Below are 19,860 nucleotides of genomic sequence, written 5' to 3'. Positions count from 1 at the left end.
TCAGAGCATGAAAGTAAAGGGCCGTAAAATAATCGGCACATCCCAATGATCCTCCCGGATGGCCTGAACTGCAACCGTGTACCATGCGAACAACGTCTCTTCTGACTTGGGAGGCGATGCTCTCTAATTTTTTAATATCTGTCATCTTCTTTCTTATTGCATTTTATCTGCTGCTGCCAAAAACTGAACCATTCCTATATCAGTTAAAGGATGCTTTAACAATCCTAATATGGAATCTAACGGACATGTACAAACATGCGCACCTGCTTCAGCGCAATTAATTATATGGTTTGGATTACGGATTGAAGCTGCAAGGATTTCAGTTTTATATCCTTGTATTTTATATATTCTTGCAATCTGCTCGATCAATTTAATTCCATCCCAACCGGTATCGTCAATCCGACCAATAAAAGGAGATACATAGGTAGCACCTGCCTTAGCAGCTAAAATTGCCTGACCAGCAGAAAACACCAATGTGCAATTCGTTTTAATACCATTATCTGTAAACCACTTTAAAGCCTTTACTCCTTCTTTAATCATAGGTACTTTCACGACAATATTAGGATGAATAGCTGCTAATTTTTTTCCTTCCTCAACCATTCCCTCAAAATCTGTCGAAAGTACTTCCGCGCTGATATCTCCATCTACTAAATCGCAAATAGAAAGATAATGCGCATGGATGTTATCTTCACCTTTAATTCCTTCTTTCGCCATAAGACTTGGGTTTGTTGTAACTCCATCTAGAATACCCAAGGCTTCTGCCTCTTTAATTTGTACTAAATTTGCTGTGTCTATAAAAAACTTCATAATATTTAATTAAATTTATAAATTAGTGCCAACGTTTGCATAAAGATATGGATTTATTTAAAATTCACAATTAAAACGGGAATTTCTCTGTTAGAAAACCTGAATTTTACGAGGGATAAACAGTGAAGAGGACTAAACTATCAAATATTTAGATATATTTACTCTATTAATAATATCACAATATAAATAATAGCATGTTTCTATTATATTAAATCAATATTATAATCAGCTAGACACTAGATCATTAGATTAGTAGTAAACAATTAAATATTTCACTTTGAAAAAAATAACCATACTCGATATAGCTAAAGAGTTGAATATTACATTCTCTACTGTTGCAAGAGCATTAAATGATCATCCAGCCATTAGCACGAATACCAAAGCTCTAGTCAGAGAAACCGCCGAACGCCTAGGATACACCCGTAACAAAATTGCATCTTCACTACGATCTGGCAAAACAAAGGTAATTGGCTTAATCATTCCAAGACTAGAACTTAGCTTCTTTAGTTCTGTTATTCATGGTATTGAACATGTTATTAATGCAAACGGCTATACGTTACTGCTTTATCAATCACGTGAGTCTGTAAAAAGGGAGATAAAAGGAATCGAGACCTTTCTTCAACTGCAAGTTGACGGGATTATTGCTTCAATATCTTTAGAGACAACCTCCTATAAACATTTCACAGATTTACGTAAACAAAAAGTTCCATTGTTACTTTTCGACCGTATTATTGAAAATGCGGATATTCCTTATGTCAGTATTAATGACTATAAAGGGGGCTTTATGGCAACAGAGCATCTTATTAAGCAAGGATACAAAGACATCGTTATTATCTCTACTAATCATAAAATCAGCATCTTTCAAGAACGCTTAAAAGGAAGCATTGACGCATTAAAATTTTATAATTTACCAATAAGAGAGGATTTGATTTTTTATGGCAATCCATCTAGAGAATTTGGGGAAAGTTGTGTACGACAGCTTTATCAAAGTGGAGAAAAATTTGATGGAATTGTTACCCCAGAAGATTATACTGCATTAGGAGCAATACAAGCCTTAAAATCTTACGGGCTTAAAGTACCTGAAGATGTAGGTGTTATTGGATTTGCAAACGAAGCTTTTGGAGATTATATTACTCCTCGCTTAACTACAATTGACCAACAGAACATAGCAATGGGTGAACAGGCAGCTTCTCTATTCGTTAAACTCATAAAAAGTCCGGAGTTCTATGCTGAACCAATACCAAAGATTATCATTGATCCTCTCTTGATTCCAAGAGAGTCAACAGTAAAAAAAGATTAAAATTTTACAATAAAAAAAGGGCATCAATAGTGTTGATGCCCTTTTTTTATAATCTACCTTTAGGATAATCCTATTAATCTTCTATTATATTCTTCATTACTGCCTGTTGCAGCAAAGTCGTCAAAGGCTTTCTCGGTCACATGAATAATATGATCGGAGATAAATTTAGCACCTTCGATAGCTCCATCTTCAGGATGTTTAATGGCACACTCCCATTCCATTACTGCCCAACCTTTAAAATCATAGGCTGCCAGCTTACTGAATATGGATTTAAAATCGACTTGTCCATCACCCAATGAGCGGAAACGCCCGGCGCGGTCAACCCAATTAGAATAACCTCCATACACGCCCTGCTTTCCTGTTGGATTAAATTCAGCATCCTTTACATGGAACATTTTTATACGTTCATGGTAATAATCGATATACGTCAAATAATCCATGGATTGCAGAACAAAATGTGACGGATCATATAATAAACATGCTCTGGCGTGATTGTTTACCTTTTCAAGGAAACGTTCATAACTTACACCATCATGTAAATCTTCACCCGGATGGATTTCATAACATAAATCAACACCATTCTCCTCATACACATCTAATATTGGATGCCAACGTTTCGCTAATTCATTAAAACCAGTTTCAACTAATCCAGCCGGGCGTTGTGGCCAAGGGTATACTGTATGCCAAAGCAATGCTCCACTAAATGTTGCCGCCGCATTTAAACCTAAATTCCGAGAAGCCTGAGCAGCAAACTTTACTTGCTCAATAGCCCATTCAGTTCTTGCTTTAGGATTATTATGATATTGTTGTGGTGCAAAACCGTCAAACATTTCATCATATGCAGGGTGCACAGCTACTAACTGTCCTTGAAGATGTGTAGATAACTCTGTAATTTCTAAACCCCATTCGTTAATTTTACCCTTTATTTCCTGTGCATAATCTTTACTTTCTGCTGCAAGTTTGAGATCAAAATAACTGCTTGCCCAAGTTGGGATTTGTATTCCTTTAAAGCCAATACTTTTTGCCCATTTACAAATAGACTCTAAGTTATCAAAAGGTGGGTTTTCACCTAAAAATTGAGCTAAAAATATACCGGGTCCTTTAAGTGTTTGCATAATTAATTATTTACTTCAAAAACTGTCCATTTTTCATTACTTTCTCCGCTCTCAATCACTTTATCAATAAAAGCCATTCCTCTAATTCCATCATCAACGGAAGGGAAATCTAACAAATCTGAAGGAGTTGTTCCATCCAATCTCGCGGATAAAGTTAAAGCGAAGCTACGATATAAATTGGCGAAGGCTTCAAGATATCCTTCTGGATGGCCTGCCGGTGTTCTGCAGTTGAACTTAGCGACATCAGATAAGAAGCCATTAGTTCCTGCGCGATAAGTTTGAGTCGGCTGAGTATGCCATTTAACAATTAGTGAGTTAGGTTCTTGTTGTGCCCATTCAATTCCTCCCTTTTCTCCATACACGCGAATCTTTAATGCATTTTCTTCGCCGGCAGCCACTTGCGATGCCATAAGAACGCCAGCTGCACCATTATCAAACTTTAGCAACACATTTCCATCATCTTCCAGTCTTCTGCCTTCTACCATTGTATTTAAATCAGCACAAAGATGTGTAATCTTTAATCCAGATATATACTCTGCCAAATGAGCAGCATGAGTACCAATATCACCCATAGCACCGCTTTTACCTGATTTTTTAGGGTCAGTTCTCCAAGCAGCACCTGCATTTCCCTCACGCTCAGTTAAGGTACTTAACCAACCTTGTGGGTATTCAACATATATTTTACGGATTTTACCAAATACTCCCTCTTTAACCATTTGTTTGGCTTGTTTAACCATAGGATATCCAGAATAGGTATGGGTAAGCATCAATATCAATCCTGTTTCTTCGGCTTTCTTTTTAAGTTGCAAAGCTTCATCCAAACTGAACGTAATTGGCTTTTCAACAACCACGTGAAATCCCTTATCCAAGGCCATCATAGCTGGAGCAAAATGTGCAAAATTTGGAGTAACGATCGTTACAAAATCCATGCGTACATCAGCAGGTAGTTGACTTTCTTTCTCAATCATTTCCTCAAAATTGAGATAAACCCGATCTTCAGGCAAAAACAGCACCCTACCACTTTCTTTTGCTATTTCTGGATTAATACTTAATGCACCACATACAACTTCTACAAGACCGTCCATATTTGCTGCAATTCTATGAATTGCTCCGATGAAAGCATCTGTGCCTCCACCAACCATTCCCATTCGTAATTTCCTATTCATAATATTTGATTTATTCTGTTTTCGATTAAAAACTTTGATTTTCCTTAAAGATTATAATTCTTTAGAATATATTCTAACAAATGACCTTTTTTAATATCCGATCTCTGATTATTGACTTTTCAATGAAGAAAGATATTCCAATAAGTCAGCGAACTCTTGATTTGTGAAAGTTTGAGCCATTTCAGGCATTAATGATCCTGGCAATTCTTTCATCGTCTTCACGTCAGCGGTTTTGATTTTCTGAATCGCACCACCAGGGTATTTAATTTCTATATCAGTTTCAGTTCTATTGGAAATAATTCCAGTCAAGATTGAGCCATCTTTCATCTCAACTTGCCAACCTTCATATCCAAAACTAACTCCTGAAGATGGATGAACTATTGCATCATAAAGACCCTGTTTAGGCAATTTAGTTCCAATCTCTGATAGAGCTGGACCAAATTCTAATCCGGCACCATTCACTTGGTGACATACAAAACATGCTCTGCTAAATACCGCCTGTCCATTGACAACATTTCCAGATATAGCAAGTAGTTCATTAAGATTTATAGGACCACCCTTTGACGACTCTGTCGATGATGCTGGTAAAAATGTTTTCGCCTCTGCATAAACCCCAGGACTACGGCTTCCACTTAAGCCAGCAACCGCTGAGGATACTAGATTTTCAGGCAATTGGCTATCCTTAAGCAGCTTCATTACACGTGACTCTCCAACGCGACTTTTACCAATTACTTCAACTGCCTTATTACGAATCGGCATGCTATAGGAATCAGATAATATTACTTCTGATAATATGTCAACTGATTCTGTATTGCCGACCCTTCCAAGTGCATTTAAAATATTTAATGCATTATCTGTCTCATTAGTATTAATAGCATTCTTCAGATCCTGCCCCTTATTTAATTGAAACAACAATCTTGCTGCATTAATACCTATAGGTTTATCTCCGTTTCTTACTACCATATTCAACACTTTTGCGTCTTCGGTTGTAATTTCATATTGTCGCAGCAGGTTAAGGTATTCCTGTGTTCCTTCTGTAGACCGTAAAACATCCTTAATTGCATTTGCAGCAATTGCTGAATTAGCAATATCCTTTACAGTTAATAATCTTAAAACTAAGGCACTAAGTTCAACGTCCTTGCCTTGGTTTTCTTGTAGTACTCCTAATAAAGTTTTAACTTTCTCCTCACCAGGAATAAAATTAAAAGCACGTAAATATCTTAAACGAGACTTTAAAGGAGTTTTAGTATCCACTACGAGTCTTTCAAGAAAAGGAAGGGTACTGTTAGTACGAGCACGCCAAACGATGTCTCTTCCTGCTGCAGTCGCCAAAGGATTCTTAACCTCCTTTAAATATGCAGCAAGGTAACTATCCCATTGTCGATCGGCACCAATACCTAATGCTTCAAGATACCATCTATCATTACCATCGTGCTGAACAGCAAGAGTTGTCCACAAACCCGGAGCATCAACAGATTTGCTATGTCTTAACGCTATAGCACTTTCTCTTCGTACCTGAGGATCTTTATCTTTTACTAATAATTTAACGTACTTAATAATATCTATATCCAACTGACGGGCAGCCCGTAGTCCTGTAATTCTTAGATCTGGATTAGGATCTTTAATTGCTTCAGCTATATACTTTTCTCCATTTGGAAACTTAGATAATACCCATAAAGCTCTTGCACGCATACGAGGATCGTTATCTGCTTTCCATAACTTCTCTAGAGCCGGAATAGCTTTATTTCCCATTTTTTGCAAACTAAGAAACGCATGACGACGAACAGCATTATTTGGATTTTGCAAAGCAATTATAGCACCTTCAGGAGTACTATAATCTAGAACGGGAGCTCTATATTTATTGATTAAAGTTTTAGGTGCAATACGAAAAATACGACCGCGCTGTAGATCTCCAACTTGATGTCCTCCAACTCCTGGATCATACCAATCTGCAATAATCAATGATCCATCAGGCGCTACACTTACATCTGAAGGACGGAACCATTGATCATCATCACCTGTTAGGATATTTATAATATCAGCACTATACCCAGCTTTATTCTTCGTAACTGGATATGAACGGATAACATTATGCCCTGGCTCAGCATGGATCATCTGTCCGTGAAATTGTTCTGGCAATAAAGATCCCTCGTATATTACCATTCCGGTTGGAGAACCGGAACCTGTTTGTAAAAGATTAGGTATTACACCTGGATCATTTTGATGCCAATGTCTAATAGGAATCGAATCTTCAATATTAATCCGATCAGCTCCCCAAGAAGCTCCAGTCATTTCGTCTTTAAAGCCGAAATTCCCGAATTCCATAACGTAATTAATTCTAACGCCTTTATTTCCATCGTCATCATTATCACTTTGCCAAACAGTACCATAACTGTCTACCGCTGGCTCATATGGATTTCTAAAATTATAACCGACAACTTCCACATTTGAGCCATCAGGATTGGAACGGAATACCATTCCATCAGTATACTTACCAGGGCCAATCTCATCACCGTCCTGATCTAACACTACATTATTATTCTTGTCTTTAAGTGTGGTTCCTGAATTCCCGAAATTAAAATACAATTTACCATCAGGACCAAAAATAAAGGAATGCATTCCATGATCGTGCTGGTCTCCACCTATCCCTTGAAATACTATTTCCTTTCGATCTGCTTTACCATCATTATTGTCATCAAAGAAAGCCCAAACATAAGGGCTTTGCGAAACGAGTACTCTATCGCCTAATACAGTGATACCTAATGGGGCATTAATTTCTGGACCTTGATAAAATACTGTACTTGTTTCAAGAATACCATCACCATCCTTATCTTCCAATATCAGGATTCGATCTCCTTCGGGCCGTGATTTATTTTTATTAATTTCGAATCTATAGTTATAGGCTTCCGTAACCCACACTCGACCTCGCTCATCAACATCAATATTAGTAGGGTTAATGAGCATAGGCTCTGAAGCCATAAGCTTCACTTCTAATCCAGATAGGGTCTTAAGCCCAAGCACTGCGTTTTCTGGTAAACGTTTTTGAGCCTCTGTTAAAAGACTATCGGCAAAAAGCTTAGTATTGTTATTTTCTTTGCTGGATGCAGAAGTACAAGCATTCAGGAATAACCCAACGGGAAGCAATATCAAAGCGATTCTAGCTAGCAAATATTTTTCTATATTGATTTTCATTCTCTATTTAAATAAAATTCAAAACCCTTTAAATTTACTTGTAATATAAAGGATTTTGAATAAGCGTACTGCTTTTACTAACAGAATTCCATCTTCCAAAAAATACTCTCTGATCCTTTCTAAGAATCCTAATCTATTAAAGCCTGATTAACATTCGTTGGGTTATGTTATGAAAGATATCCTGACTTCCAAAGCAATAGATTATATATATCTATTAATAAGGTTTTCTAAAAATTCTTGTTTACCGCTTCTGTATTCTGGTTCTCCGTTAGAAATTGCATAATCGCGTAGATCTTCAAGTTTAAGTTTTCCAGATTCGAAGTCTTTTCCAGTTCCACTATCATATGAACTATAACGTTCTTTGCGGATTTTCGAGTAGTCAGACTTTTCTAATATTTGATCTGCAATAATTAAGGCCCTAGCGAATATATCCACTCCACCTACATGTGCGTGGAACAAATCTGCTGGATCAGTAGAGTTTCTTCTAATCTTAGCATCAAAATTGATTCCACCACCTCCAAATCCATTTGCTTCTAAAACAATCAGCATAGATTCGGTTAATTCATTAATGTTATTTGGAAACTGATCGGTATCCCAACCGTTTTGGTAATCACCTCTGTTTGCATCAATAGATCCTAAAGCACCGGCATCCGCTGACACTTGAAGTTCATGCTGGAAAGTATGTCCCGCTAATGTTGCATGATTCACTTCAATGTTTAATTTGAAATCTCCTAAAAGATCATATTGTCTTAAAAAGCCAATTACAGTGGCTGCATCATAATCGTATTGGTGTTTAGTTGGCTCACAAGGTTTGGGCTCAATAAAGAATGTTCCTTTAAATCCTTGTTTTCTAGCATAGTCTTTTGCCATATGTAAGAACTTAGCAAAATGTTCTTGCTCTCTTTTCATATCAGTGTTTAGAAGAGACATATATCCTTCTCTACCACCCCAGAACACATAGTTTTCTCCACCCAAAGCGATTGTAGCATCCAATGCTGCTTTAACTTGGGCAGCACCATGGGTTAAAACATGGAAATCAGGATTAGTAATAGCTCCATTCATATAACGTGGATGAGAAAATAAATTTGCAGTTGCCCAAAGTAGCTTTACACCACTTTGCTTTTGTTTCTCTTGAGCATATGCAACCATCGCTTCCAGTCTCCGTTCATTTTCTACAATATCATTTCCATAATCAACAACGTCTACATCGTGAAAACAGTAGTATGGAAGATCCATTTTTGTAATAAACTCAAATGCAGCATCCATTTTATCTTTTGCACGCTCAATAGGATCATCTTTCTTATCCCATGCAAAATTTAAGGTTGGTGCCCCAAAAGGGTCACTACCATTAGCATTAAAAGAATGCCAGTAAGCAACGGCAAACTTTAGATGGTCTTTCATAGTTTTACCCCTAACTATTTTATCTGCATCATACCATCTATACGCTAAAGGATTGTCAGAATTCAATCCTTCGTACTTAATTTCTCCAATACCTTTAAAAAACTCCTGATTTCCCAATATTATTTTTGACATAATAATTATTTATTAAATTAATTTAATTCTCTGATTAATAACTCTTCCCATTCCCGATATACTTCTTCGTAAGAAGTATTAGCTTTTGGCTCAACTATCTTTATCGGTTTAATATTTGCAAATGCTTCCTCTGCTGAAGAGAAGCTTTCATATCCAATACCTGCTCCTAGAGCAGCACCCACACTTCCATCAGTTTGGTACAGCTCAACCGGAACTCCAGTAGAATTCACAAATGCGTCAATGAATAAATCACTCATAAAAAGATTGGCCTTACCAGCTCTGATTATAGCAGGCTTAATCCCCATTTCTCTCATTCTATCTAAACCATACCTAAATGAAAAGGCAATACCTTCTTGCACAGCTCTAAAGATATGTGCTTGTGAATGCCTATTTAAATCGATATTATTTATTTGAGCACCAATAATCTTATTATTTAACATCCTTTCAGCACCATTTCCAAAAGGCAATACTCGTAAACCTTCACTACCAACAGCTATTTCACGAGCTTCTCTATTCATACCTTCATATCCATCTTTAGACAAGAAGTTATTCTTAATCCAACGATTCAATATTCCCGTACCATTGATACAAAGCAGAACCCCTAAGCGACTAACATCCTTAGTATAGTTCACATGCGCAAAAGTATTCACGCGTAAATCCGGGTCGTAAACTAATTGATCGGTTACCCCATAGATTACCCCAGATGTTCCTGCAGTAGCTGCAACTTCACCTGGCTTTAATACATTTAATGACAACGCATTGTTAGGCTGATCACCTGATTTATAAGTTACAGGAATACCTTTCTTTAGCGATAAAGTATTGGCAACACTTTTACTAAGCTGACCATGCGATGAAAATACTTTTTGAGTAGGCGGAAAGATTTCTTTATCAAAGCCATAATACTCAATTACATCCTTTGATAATTGATTTTCCTTAAAGTCCCAGAAAACCCCTTCTGATAAAGCCGATATACTCGTAGTTATATTACCAGTTAGTTTCATAGCAATAAAATCACCTGGCAACATTATTTGATCTATTTTCTCAAACAACTCTGGTTCATTTTCCTTTACCCAAGCAAGCTTGGCTGCTGTGAAATTACTTGGTGAGTTCAATAAATGGCTCAGGCAACGTTCATGACCAATTTCATTAAAAGCCCTATCCCCAATTTCAACGGCTCTACTATCACACCAGATAATAGAATCTCTTATTACGCGCTGATCTTTATCAACAAGAACTAATCCATGCATTTGGTAAGCAATACCTATTGCGACAATATCTAATGGATTATAAGTACCTTGTTCATTAAGCCGTAATATGGCCTTCTGAACATGCTCCCACCATGTCTCAGGATCCTGCTCTGCCCATCCTGCTTCTTTTACAATAATTTCCGACTCTACATCTGGATATTGAGTTGATGCGATACACTTCTGAGTAGCCGAATCAACTACAGAAACCTTTATCGACGATGTACCTACATCAATTCCTAATAATAACATAAATCCTATCTCCTAATAATAAATAATGTCCGCATTTATTCCCTTTTTAAGCGGATTCTTCAAGCTACAACGCCAACGTTTGCATTGCGTGTGTAAAGCTAAAAAATATTACAATAAAATAAAATAAATACCTATTAACTTTATGAAAACACCATACAGAAATAGCAATTAATTATAAACCATAAATTGAATATCTGGATTAACGAATTGCAATAGTACAATTCATCAATCCAGATATTCAATTTATAGATTAATTTTCTTTAGCTGCTTCAGCTTCCAACTCTTCTACTGTCCATGGATTAGTCCTAGACTTTAATTTCTCTCTTAAAGCACTAATCTCTTCTGTGCTTATAAAAGGTGAAACTCTATTAAAAGGATTTCCAAAATTCCCTCGACCTCCACGTAATTCAAAACGTGCATAACTCAAAACAGAAGCAATCCATTCGTCATTATTATCTCCGAAAGAAGGCATAAAACCACCGGGATAATTGTGGCCATCAATAGGACCGCTAATACCATTAAGTACTATTCGAATCGCTGTATTCTTATCTCCTAGTAATCTTCTTGAACCAACCAATGGTGGAGCAACCTTCGATGCAAGTCCGTTTCCATCATCTCCATGACAACTTGCACATAATGCTCTGAAGATTTCAGAACCTTTTAATACATGTTCACGATCTGAAGCGGGTAATGAACCAAGCCTAACTCCATAATTTCTAATGTTTTCAGTTTGGTCTAATGAAGCCTGAGTGGCTTTAAGCATCTCATTATTTGGATTCTCAGCCATAAGAGCATCAATTAACGGTTTAGAAGCTTCCTTATTGACAGAAAGTGATAACAGAAGCTGCGTCCGAACATCATAACTCGGGTCAGATTTAAGTCCTTTTAATGCATCCATTATCTTTGCATTATTTTCTTTAATAAATGGCTCACTAATCCACACCGCCGCTCTCCGCACTTGATCATGCGAATCCTTAAATGCTGTTAATAATATATTTTCATCAATAGAATTCAACCCTTCTAAAGTCCATAATGCATGAACTTTTGCTAAGTGTGCTGTCTCCGAATTTGACGATTCAGTCACGATTTTCTTCAATTGTGGCACTACTGATTTATCACCACGTACTATTAATTCCTTTTGAGCATTATCTCTCCACCATCCATTTGGATGAGATAAATGACTTACCAACTGAGTTGGTGTCTCATTTAACATTTTTGGTAGAGGTTGAGACTTATATCCATCATGAACTAAACGGTAAATCCTTCCATGACCAATATTCTCTCCAAATCCATATCTATCAATTACCTTCCTAAGGAACGATCCCGGTCTTGTCCAGTTTCCTTGCTGAATAATACCTCGATGCATATCTACGATATATAAATGACCGTCTGGCCCTGTATAGGTATTTACTGGTCGGAAATTCATATCAGTAGAAGAAATAAACTCTTGTCTATAGTAAGCGTTTTGAACCACTCGCTTACCTTTTAAGTTTAATACTTTTGCTCTTCTTATTAGTCTACCAACAGGTTCTGCAACTATATAATCACCTAATAAATCACTCGGCAATGCATTACCACGGTAAATCGATTGGCCTGCTGCTGCAGTAAAATGATTCAACGTGCTATCAGGTCGTAATCTGAGTAATCCGCCTTGAACATCGGGTGTAGAAATAATAGGCCAAACAGCATTAAAATCGTCACTATATTGATCATTAAAATCAAGGGCACCGTATACAGGATTAATCTGAAATCTTTGAACTGCAATCTCCCCACCAGCACGAGAATAGAACAATCTACCATAATTATCATGCGTTAAACCCCATTGTCCAGCCGAACCACTAATAATTGAATCTGCTTTCAAAACACCATCAACATACTTAAATCGTATTGGCTCATAAGTCATGTACATCCAATTATCGAGGTTCCAATCCAAACCACTTCTTTGATGTTCCATATTAGCATCATTTGCAGAATAACTAGGATCTTCATAAACGATTCTCTTCGTATCTGCCTTACCATCTCCGTTTGTATCTTTATAAGCGGTTATAGTTATACTATTAGTCTCATTTATAAAAACTTCATCATTTACACATAATATCATTCTTGGAAGTAAGAGGCTATCAACAAATATTGTACTCTTATCCATAACTCCATCGTTATTAGTATCTTCAAGCATGGAAACACGACTAACAGGAGTTTGCTCACCAGAAGCGTTAGCATCTTGCATGTAAGTTAACATCTCAGCAACAAACATTCTACCATTACCATCCCAGGCAATAGCAACTGGCTCTTTTATCATTGGCTCACTCGCAACCAACTCCAAATGATATCCTGGAGGTAAATTGAAAGTTTTCATACTCTCTTCCGGAGACAAATATTCAGAACTAGGATTAGGATCGAACGTTCTTGCAGGGTATGGGTTGTTTACTAAGCTAGTATCTTTTGATTTTATTGCTGTACAAGTGATAATTAACATGGAGATCATGATCATGCTAAAAATCCAAAGTGTCTTTTTCATATTTAATTTTTCAGATTATTTTAATTATTTCGTCCGCCCCATAGCATATTTAATCCCGCCCAAAATATGCTTAACAAGAAGAGGATCGGTAATGGATTTTTCGTCATGGCCTAAAGCTGTATAGAAAGAACGGCCCCCATCAAATGCATGAAACCAACTAATTGGATGAAATTCACCATTCTGGCCACCTTCATAGCTATTCTCGTCAACTGTAATTAAAACATCAAGCCCTTGACCAATCCATTTAAAGTTATAAATCTCATCAGTTTTTTTCCACTGTTGTGGTAAATGAGATGTTGATATATTATTCGCGTCAATTATATTCAATAATACATCCTGTTGTCCACGAGGATGGTTCTTAAAGTAGGCCCCTATAAGTTCACCATACCATGGCCAATCATATTCTGTGTCTGTAGCAGAGTGGATTCCAACAAATCCTCCTCCTGATTGAATGTAATTTTCAAATGCTTCCTGCTGCTCATCATTTAAAACATCACCAGTCGTACATAAGAAAACAACAGCGTCAAATTGTTTGAGGTTCTCAGAATTAAAAACCTGTGAATCTTCAGTAACTTCTACTTCAAAGTTATTCTCCTTACCCAGTTGCTGAATTACTGTTTGGCCAGCCGATATAGCAGAGGAATGTCTAAATGTTACTGTTTTACTGAAGACTAATATCTTATTTGAATTAGCCCATAAATTTTCATTGAATGAAAAGATTAGGAAAAAGCAAAAAAGAAGTGATAAAGTAATTTTATTTTTCATTTGATAGACGATTAGTATAATATTCAGGAGCAATAATCTCTTTTAATGATGAGAGTGTTATAAACTTAAGAGTACCTCCTTAGATGTATGCTGTTTCTGAAATTAAATTATTCATGAATCTCTATATGAACAATTAATAACAGTAATAAGAAACGGGATTAACTTAAAATCAAGCAATCCCGTTTCATTTTTTATCTAATTTGTATAACCTGGGTTTTGTTCAATATTTGGATTTTGATCTATCACATTTTGTGGGATCGGACTCATATACTGTTTAGGTAAAAACTTCACAGTATATTTCTTTTCCTCTTCAACAGAATATACCCACACACCTGAGTTATCAGCTGGTTTTGTATTACGGATAACCATATTATGTCTAGGTGTACCCATTACTTCTTCATTCTGAGCTAAACGTTTAGTGTCAAGGAATCGCTTATCTTCAAAACAAAGCTCTACTCTTCTCTCTCTATAAATTGCTTCTCTCATCTGTTCTTTTGAAAGTCCAGTTGCAAGATTTGGAAGTCCTGCGCGGTTTCTAATTTTATTAACTGCGTCATAAACACCTGCTATAGGTCCACTTGCTTCATTTGCTGCTTCTGCATAGTTAAGTAAAACTTCTGCATAACGATAGAAAATAAAATTCTGACCACTTGCATTATCTCCAGGAGCTTTATCAGGATTTAACTTTTTCTTTTGATAGTAACCTGAATCTCCCACATCTGTTGTACCAGCCAAGTCAATTTGGTTTGTTTTATCTGGATTAGGCACAGTTTCGTCGATACGGGTACGAATTATTTCCTCCCTAGGCATCCAATCCAATTTATAATGCGCTCCATCAAATACAATGAAATCATAGAATCTTTGTTCACGGTCTTTATATGGATCTTGAGGATCATAGCCTGAAGTAGGGTCAGTAATTAGTTTACCATTTGCCATACTAAATTGGTCAACCAATTCCTGGGTTGGGTTATAATTCCCCCATGTTTGATATTCTCCCAATACGTAGGTTGGCCCGCCAAATCTTTCATAACTTGAACCCATATTTGTATTTGCTACAATTTGTCTGTCCCAGATCACTTCAGAGTTATATTCATTCGACTCTCTCCATAGATTCGCCAAATCATCGAATAAGCCATAAGGATTACCGTTTCCATATTCATCAATGAATTTTTTATTAGTAGCTGCAGCAGTAGCCCATCTATTTGGATCATAGTTTCCAAAATGAACGAACTTGCCAGGATCAGGTAAATATGGTGATGCTGTATTAAACAGAGGACTTGCACCAAATAACTCAATCCATCCCTTTACTACTAACGCAGCACCTAGAGTAGCTCTACCTGCATCAGGTGAACCTGCTGACATTTTAACCGGCAAATACCCATTAGAAACAATGCTTCCTAATTCACTAGTAATGAAATTAAACGTTTCTTCAAAAGTAGCTCTCGGTGTTTGCAACTCTTCTGGTGACATGCTACCACGATCCAACACCTCAGTAAGTATAGGTATTCCTCCTACATGTACAAAGAATTCACTGTAAAAATAGGCTCGTAGAAATCTAGCTTCATCAATTCGACGATTGAAATAGCTCTCAGAAAAATTAGCCTTATTCTCAGTCATTTTTTGTATATAGGTATTAATCTTCCTGATCTTTACAAAGAAATTCTGCCAAGTAAATCCATTGGTAGGACCTTGTGTTCCTCCCCAAATATTACCTGTACTGGATGATGGTACAATAGCCATACCTACTCTCCAATTGGATGCAGTATAATAATGACTAATATTATAATTATCCGTATAAAAATCCAGATTTTCTGTTATGCTTGATCTATTAGGAATCTCACTATAAATATCATTCAAGTAAATATCCGCATTTGTTTCATTCGCCCACTGTGTAACGTCAGTTAAATTACTCTTATTGTCATTATCCAGGAACTCGTCTGGCTTACATGATGCGATTAAGAGAATCATCCCTAAACATATTATAAAGGGTCTAACTCGATTATATATTGATTTATTTGTTTTCATAATAAATTATCTTAAAAATTCAATTCTATTCCAAAGGTCGTTGATTTCATAACAGGATATGAGGTTTCCCGATTAGAGTATCCAACTTCAGGGTCTATATGTTTTAGCTTACTAAATGTAAACATATTCTGACCTGTTGCATATACTCTCAAAGATCCTATTCCCCATTGCTTGGTGATTCTTTCAGGAATTCTATAGCTGATAGAAGCAGTTTTCAAACGAAGGTAACTTGTGTTCGCCATCCAGAAATCCGAAGCCTTTGTGTTATTCGAATAAGGAGCAGGAAGAGAACGTGGATATTTAGCATTTTGATTATCAGGAGTCCAACGATTATCATAATACTCATAAGCAGTATTACTTCCATTGTTTTCAAATGGAACAGTCATAAACTGTCTGATATTGATATTTGACTTACCTGATCCTTGGAAGAATAATGATAAACCAACTCCTTTCCATTCAACTGAAGGAGTAAATCCAAATGTCCAAGCAGGATAAACTGGGTTACCAATGACTGTTAAATCATTATCATCAATCACACCGTCTGGAGTGCCATTTGGGCCACTTAAATCCGCATATCTTATATCACCAGGGTGAAGATCACCAAACTGTTGAACGTTGTATCCATCCTGAGAGTTCACAATGCCATCACCGTTAGTATCATCACTGGTAGAGAACAATCCAAGCGATTTAAAGCCATATGGAGTACCAAACGGCTGCCCTACTCTTGTACGGTTAGGGTTATTAGCTTCTGCATCTGATTGAAAAACTTCAATCATACTGTTTTTAGCATAACTCACATTTGCATTTAATGAATAACTAAAATCTTCACTAAAGCTACCCCTGGTTCCTGCGCTCAATTCAAATCCTCTATTTTTCATCTCTCCCTTATTCTCTTGAGATAAATCAAGTCCATATTCTACTGGAAGAGTAACTTGAGGAGCTAGAAGCATACCAGTTCTACGTTCTGTAAAATAATCAAACTCTACATTAAGTCTGCTATTCCACAGATTGAAATCAACACCAACGTTAGTCTTAGTTGATATTTCCCATGTTATATTAGGGTTTGGCTCTCTTTCAACCCGAGATCCTTGTACTAAAGTACCATTACCAAAAGCATATGCATTTCCTCTTAGGCTATAACCAGTCATGTATTGAAAAGCTGATCCGGCAAGCATCCCTGCTTTACCCCATGAACCTCTAATTTTCATATCGGTTAACCAGTTATCGGTACCATCCATAAATTTCTCTTCAGAGATACGCCAAGCTGCCGAGAAAGAAGGAAAATAACCCCATCTGCTTCCCGGAGCAAAGTAATAATGTCCGTCATATCGTCCTGCTGCTTCGAAAATATATTTCTGATCATAAGCATAAGCCAAACGATATACATATCCTACTTCACTTCCTGTGTTTGAATTACCGTCATTGTTGAAATCCAAGCGATTTGAACTTCCTAAACCTAGTTCATCAATACCTACACTAAAATTATCTCTTCTTGCATTAAAGAAATCTCCTTTAAATTGACGCCCTTCAGCAACCAATAAACCTGTCACCGAATGAACATCATTAAAAGTCTTATTATAATTAATATATCCCTGGTACGTATAATTAGTTCTACGGCTATTCTCTAAACTAAGCCAAGTATAAGGCTTACCTCCACCTTCTTGTAAGGATATGGCTTCAGTATAAGAATAGGGATTAGTAGACAAGTCAATAACATGATATTTAAAAGGCACATGATACAGCTTATTATTAATTTGAGTTGGGTCATAACTAAACACACCCTTTACACTTAAGCCGTCAATTATTTGTTGTTCAACAAATAAAGTGCTCAATAAAGTATTCTGATCTACCTTTCTATATCCAGGAGATTTCAAAACTCCGACCGGACTATTTGCAGAAGACTCTCCCCATCTTTCTCCACCTGGATAAATCAAAGTTTGAGTCGGTAAGAATTTATAAAAAGCACGGAACAAGTGATTACCTGTTGTCTCATCAGCATCGATGTCATCGATACGCGAAATAGATCCTTGCAATGAAAATCCTACTTTTGTAGTAGCCGTAGGCTTCATTTCTAAATTAAGATTATAATTATAACGGTTATAACCAACCGGATCAAAAATCCCTTTTTGATCGTAATATCCTACACTAGCATAGTAAGTAACATTCTCAGTTCCACCTCTAAAATCTAATGAATAATTCTGTGTTGGAGTATTCTTATTGAACAGCTCAGTAAAATTAGAATTAGGATATTTATAAGGATCGTCTTTATGCAACTGATCATAATTCGCAATTAAATCAGGATCATTAGGCGGCGTTGTACCGTTTGGGCTCTGGTTATAATAACCCTCATTTTGTAGGAGCATATAATCACGAGCATTTAACATATCTGGCAAATAAGTAGGATTGGAAAAACCTATAGAAGAACTCAAGCGAACCTGAGGCTTTCCAACCAATCCACGTTTAGTTGTAATTAACACAACACCATTCGCACCTCCAATACCGAAAGGAGCAACCGCAGCCGCATCTTTCAAAATCGTAACAGTTTCGATAGTAGACGGGTCTATTTGTTGCATATTATCCCGTTTTATTCCATCTACTATAACCAAAGGCTTGTTATCCCCTGTAGTTACAATACCACGGATATGAATATCAGGGCTATCAAAACCTGGTTGTCCACCGTTAGGACGCATACTTATACCAGAAATCCGTCCAGCCATCGATTCGCTAATATTCGGAGCCGGTACTTGAGCCAACTCATCTCCTTTGATTGAGCTAATGGATCCTGTAACCTCAGCACGCTTCTGGGTACCGTAACCAACAACCACAACTTCAGATAAAGCCTGAACATCTGGTTCCATTACAATGTTCAAAGTTCTATTATTACCAACAGTCACTTCTTGTTTAAGATAGCTTATATAGGTAAATTCAAGAACACTGTTCTGATTAGGAACTGAAATTGTAAAGCGACCATTTGGATCAGTCGCAACTCCTTGCGTGGTGCCCATTACCTTTACACTTACCCCTACTAAAGGTAAGCCATCCGGATCTTCTACAGTTCCAGACACCTGAGTTTGAGAAAAAGCTAACGAACTAGTTAATATCGTCAGCACAACTACGAGAGAAAACCTTAAGAGATTTTCCTGATAGTACTTTAGACAGAATCTCCATTTGTCAGATTTGTCTAACACATTTTGTAAAATTTGATTCATAGTAATTTAGGTTTGTTTATAATTTTTGTTTAATGGACTCTAATTGGTTTGTATTGTATAATTGGTTTAAAAACAATACTTATAGCATGCAAACGTTGGCACTGTAACTAAAAAAATAATCTCTAATAACCAGCAAAGTCAAATAGACCGATGCCAACGTTTGCATAGTTATAGTAAATATATAAACTATTTTTAATAAACCAAAAAATAATTGAATTTTAAAAACAATAAAAAAAGCTTCAAAAGCTACTGATACCACTAAAAGAATATCGATAGCTTTTGAAGCTTCTGTGGGATATATTTTAAACTATGATTACAATTTTCTTAACCAAATATTCCGATAACTTATTGGAATACTTGGATCACCATGGGATTGCAGCTTGATGGGTGTAGGTCCGTGCGCTACGTATTCATGCTTCCCAATATAAGCGGTTTCACCTTGAACCTCTACATTATTCTGTATGAGCACTCCATTTAAAAACACAGTTGCTCTTGCTTTAGCTTTAACAGTTCCGTCTGCATTGAACAAAGGAGCTGTCCAAATAACATCATAGACATTCCACTCTCCGGGTTTTTTAGCCGGATTTACTAATGGAATGGATTCTTTATAAATACTTCCGACCATTCCATTAACATAAGTCTTATTCTCGTTGTTATACCCATCAAGAACTTGAAGCTCATAGCCGCCTGCATTACCATTGGTAGCAGCTAAAAAGATCCCACTGTTTCCTCTG

Annotated in this window: 12 protein-coding genes and 1 pseudogene; 1 reads left to right on the top strand and 12 read right to left on the bottom strand. The window is 36.7% G+C overall.

Annotated features, from left to right (window positions below):
* Both VL047_RS09520 and fsa read right to left on the bottom strand, forming a co-directional pair.
* Nucleotides 1-145 (bottom strand): annotated as a pseudogene (locus VL047_RS09520) (transketolase); the annotation flags it as partial.
* A gap of 8 nt (nucleotides 146-153) precedes the next feature.
* Entirely contained in the window at nucleotides 154-807 is a 654-nt protein-coding gene (gene fsa / locus VL047_RS09515) for a fructose-6-phosphate aldolase (RefSeq protein WP_325360016.1), read from the bottom strand.
* Nucleotides 808-1,084: 277 nt separating this feature from the next.
* Here fsa and VL047_RS09510 point away from each other — a divergent pair, with 277 nt between their 5' ends.
* Nucleotides 1,085-2,107 (top strand): LacI family DNA-binding transcriptional regulator, encoded by a 1,023-nt coding sequence (locus VL047_RS09510; protein ID WP_325360014.1) that lies wholly within the window; start codon nucleotides 1,085-1,087, stop codon nucleotides 2,105-2,107.
* Between the two features lie 59 nt (nucleotides 2,108-2,166).
* Here VL047_RS09510 and VL047_RS09505 read toward each other — a convergent pair whose 3' ends face one another.
* The 10 genes from VL047_RS09505 to VL047_RS09460 all read right to left on the bottom strand — a co-directional run.
* The gene (locus tag VL047_RS09505; RefSeq protein WP_325360012.1) at nucleotides 2,167-3,222 is read right to left on the bottom strand and encodes a sugar phosphate isomerase/epimerase; all 1,056 of its coding nucleotides are present in this window, start codon (nucleotides 3,220-3,222) and stop codon (nucleotides 2,167-2,169) included.
* Between the two features lie 2 nt (nucleotides 3,223-3,224).
* Entirely contained in the window at nucleotides 3,225-4,388 is a 1,164-nt protein-coding gene (locus VL047_RS09500; protein ID WP_325360009.1) for a Gfo/Idh/MocA family oxidoreductase, read from the bottom strand.
* A gap of 108 nt (nucleotides 4,389-4,496) precedes the next feature.
* Nucleotides 4,497-7,580, bottom strand: coding sequence for a PVC-type heme-binding CxxCH protein (locus VL047_RS09495; RefSeq protein ID WP_325360007.1), 3,084 nt, complete (start codon nucleotides 7,578-7,580; stop codon nucleotides 4,497-4,499).
* Between the two features lie 201 nt (nucleotides 7,581-7,781).
* Nucleotides 7,782-9,113, bottom strand: a complete 1,332-nt coding sequence (gene xylA / locus VL047_RS09490) for a xylose isomerase (protein ID WP_325360005.1) — start codon at nucleotides 9,111-9,113, stop codon at nucleotides 7,782-7,784.
* 17 nt (nucleotides 9,114-9,130) lie between these two features.
* The gene (locus VL047_RS09485; protein ID WP_325360003.1) at nucleotides 9,131-10,609 is read right to left on the bottom strand and encodes a xylulokinase; all 1,479 of its coding nucleotides are present in this window, start codon (nucleotides 10,607-10,609) and stop codon (nucleotides 9,131-9,133) included.
* 250 nt (nucleotides 10,610-10,859) lie between these two features.
* Nucleotides 10,860-13,127: a DUF7133 domain-containing protein gene (locus VL047_RS09480; RefSeq protein WP_325360001.1), complete on the bottom strand. Its 2,268-nt coding sequence runs from the start codon at nucleotides 13,125-13,127 to the stop codon at nucleotides 10,860-10,862.
* Nucleotides 13,128-13,151: 24 nt separating this feature from the next.
* Nucleotides 13,152-13,892, bottom strand: a complete 741-nt coding sequence (locus VL047_RS09475; RefSeq protein WP_325359999.1) for a ThuA domain-containing protein — start codon at nucleotides 13,890-13,892, stop codon at nucleotides 13,152-13,154.
* Nucleotides 13,893-14,087: 195 nt separating this feature from the next.
* On the bottom strand, nucleotides 14,088-15,860 hold the full coding sequence (locus VL047_RS09470; protein WP_325359997.1) for a RagB/SusD family nutrient uptake outer membrane protein: 1,773 nt from the start codon (nucleotides 15,858-15,860) through the stop codon (nucleotides 14,088-14,090).
* Between the two features lie 68 nt (nucleotides 15,861-15,928).
* A complete protein-coding gene (locus tag VL047_RS09465; protein ID WP_325359995.1) occupies nucleotides 15,929-19,126 on the bottom strand; it encodes a TonB-dependent receptor in 3,198 nt (1,065 codons plus the stop codon).
* A gap of 313 nt (nucleotides 19,127-19,439) precedes the next feature.
* The coding region (locus tag VL047_RS09460; RefSeq protein ID WP_325359993.1) for a DUF1080 domain-containing protein at nucleotides 19,440-19,860 on the bottom strand (421 nt) is incomplete at its 5' end.

Source organism: Albibacterium sp., assembly GCF_035514885.1.
Lineage (GTDB): Bacteria > Bacteroidota > Bacteroidia > Sphingobacteriales > Sphingobacteriaceae > Albibacterium.
Note: the sequence above shows the minus strand (reverse complement) of the source record. Positions and strands in the feature narration are given on the sequence as shown.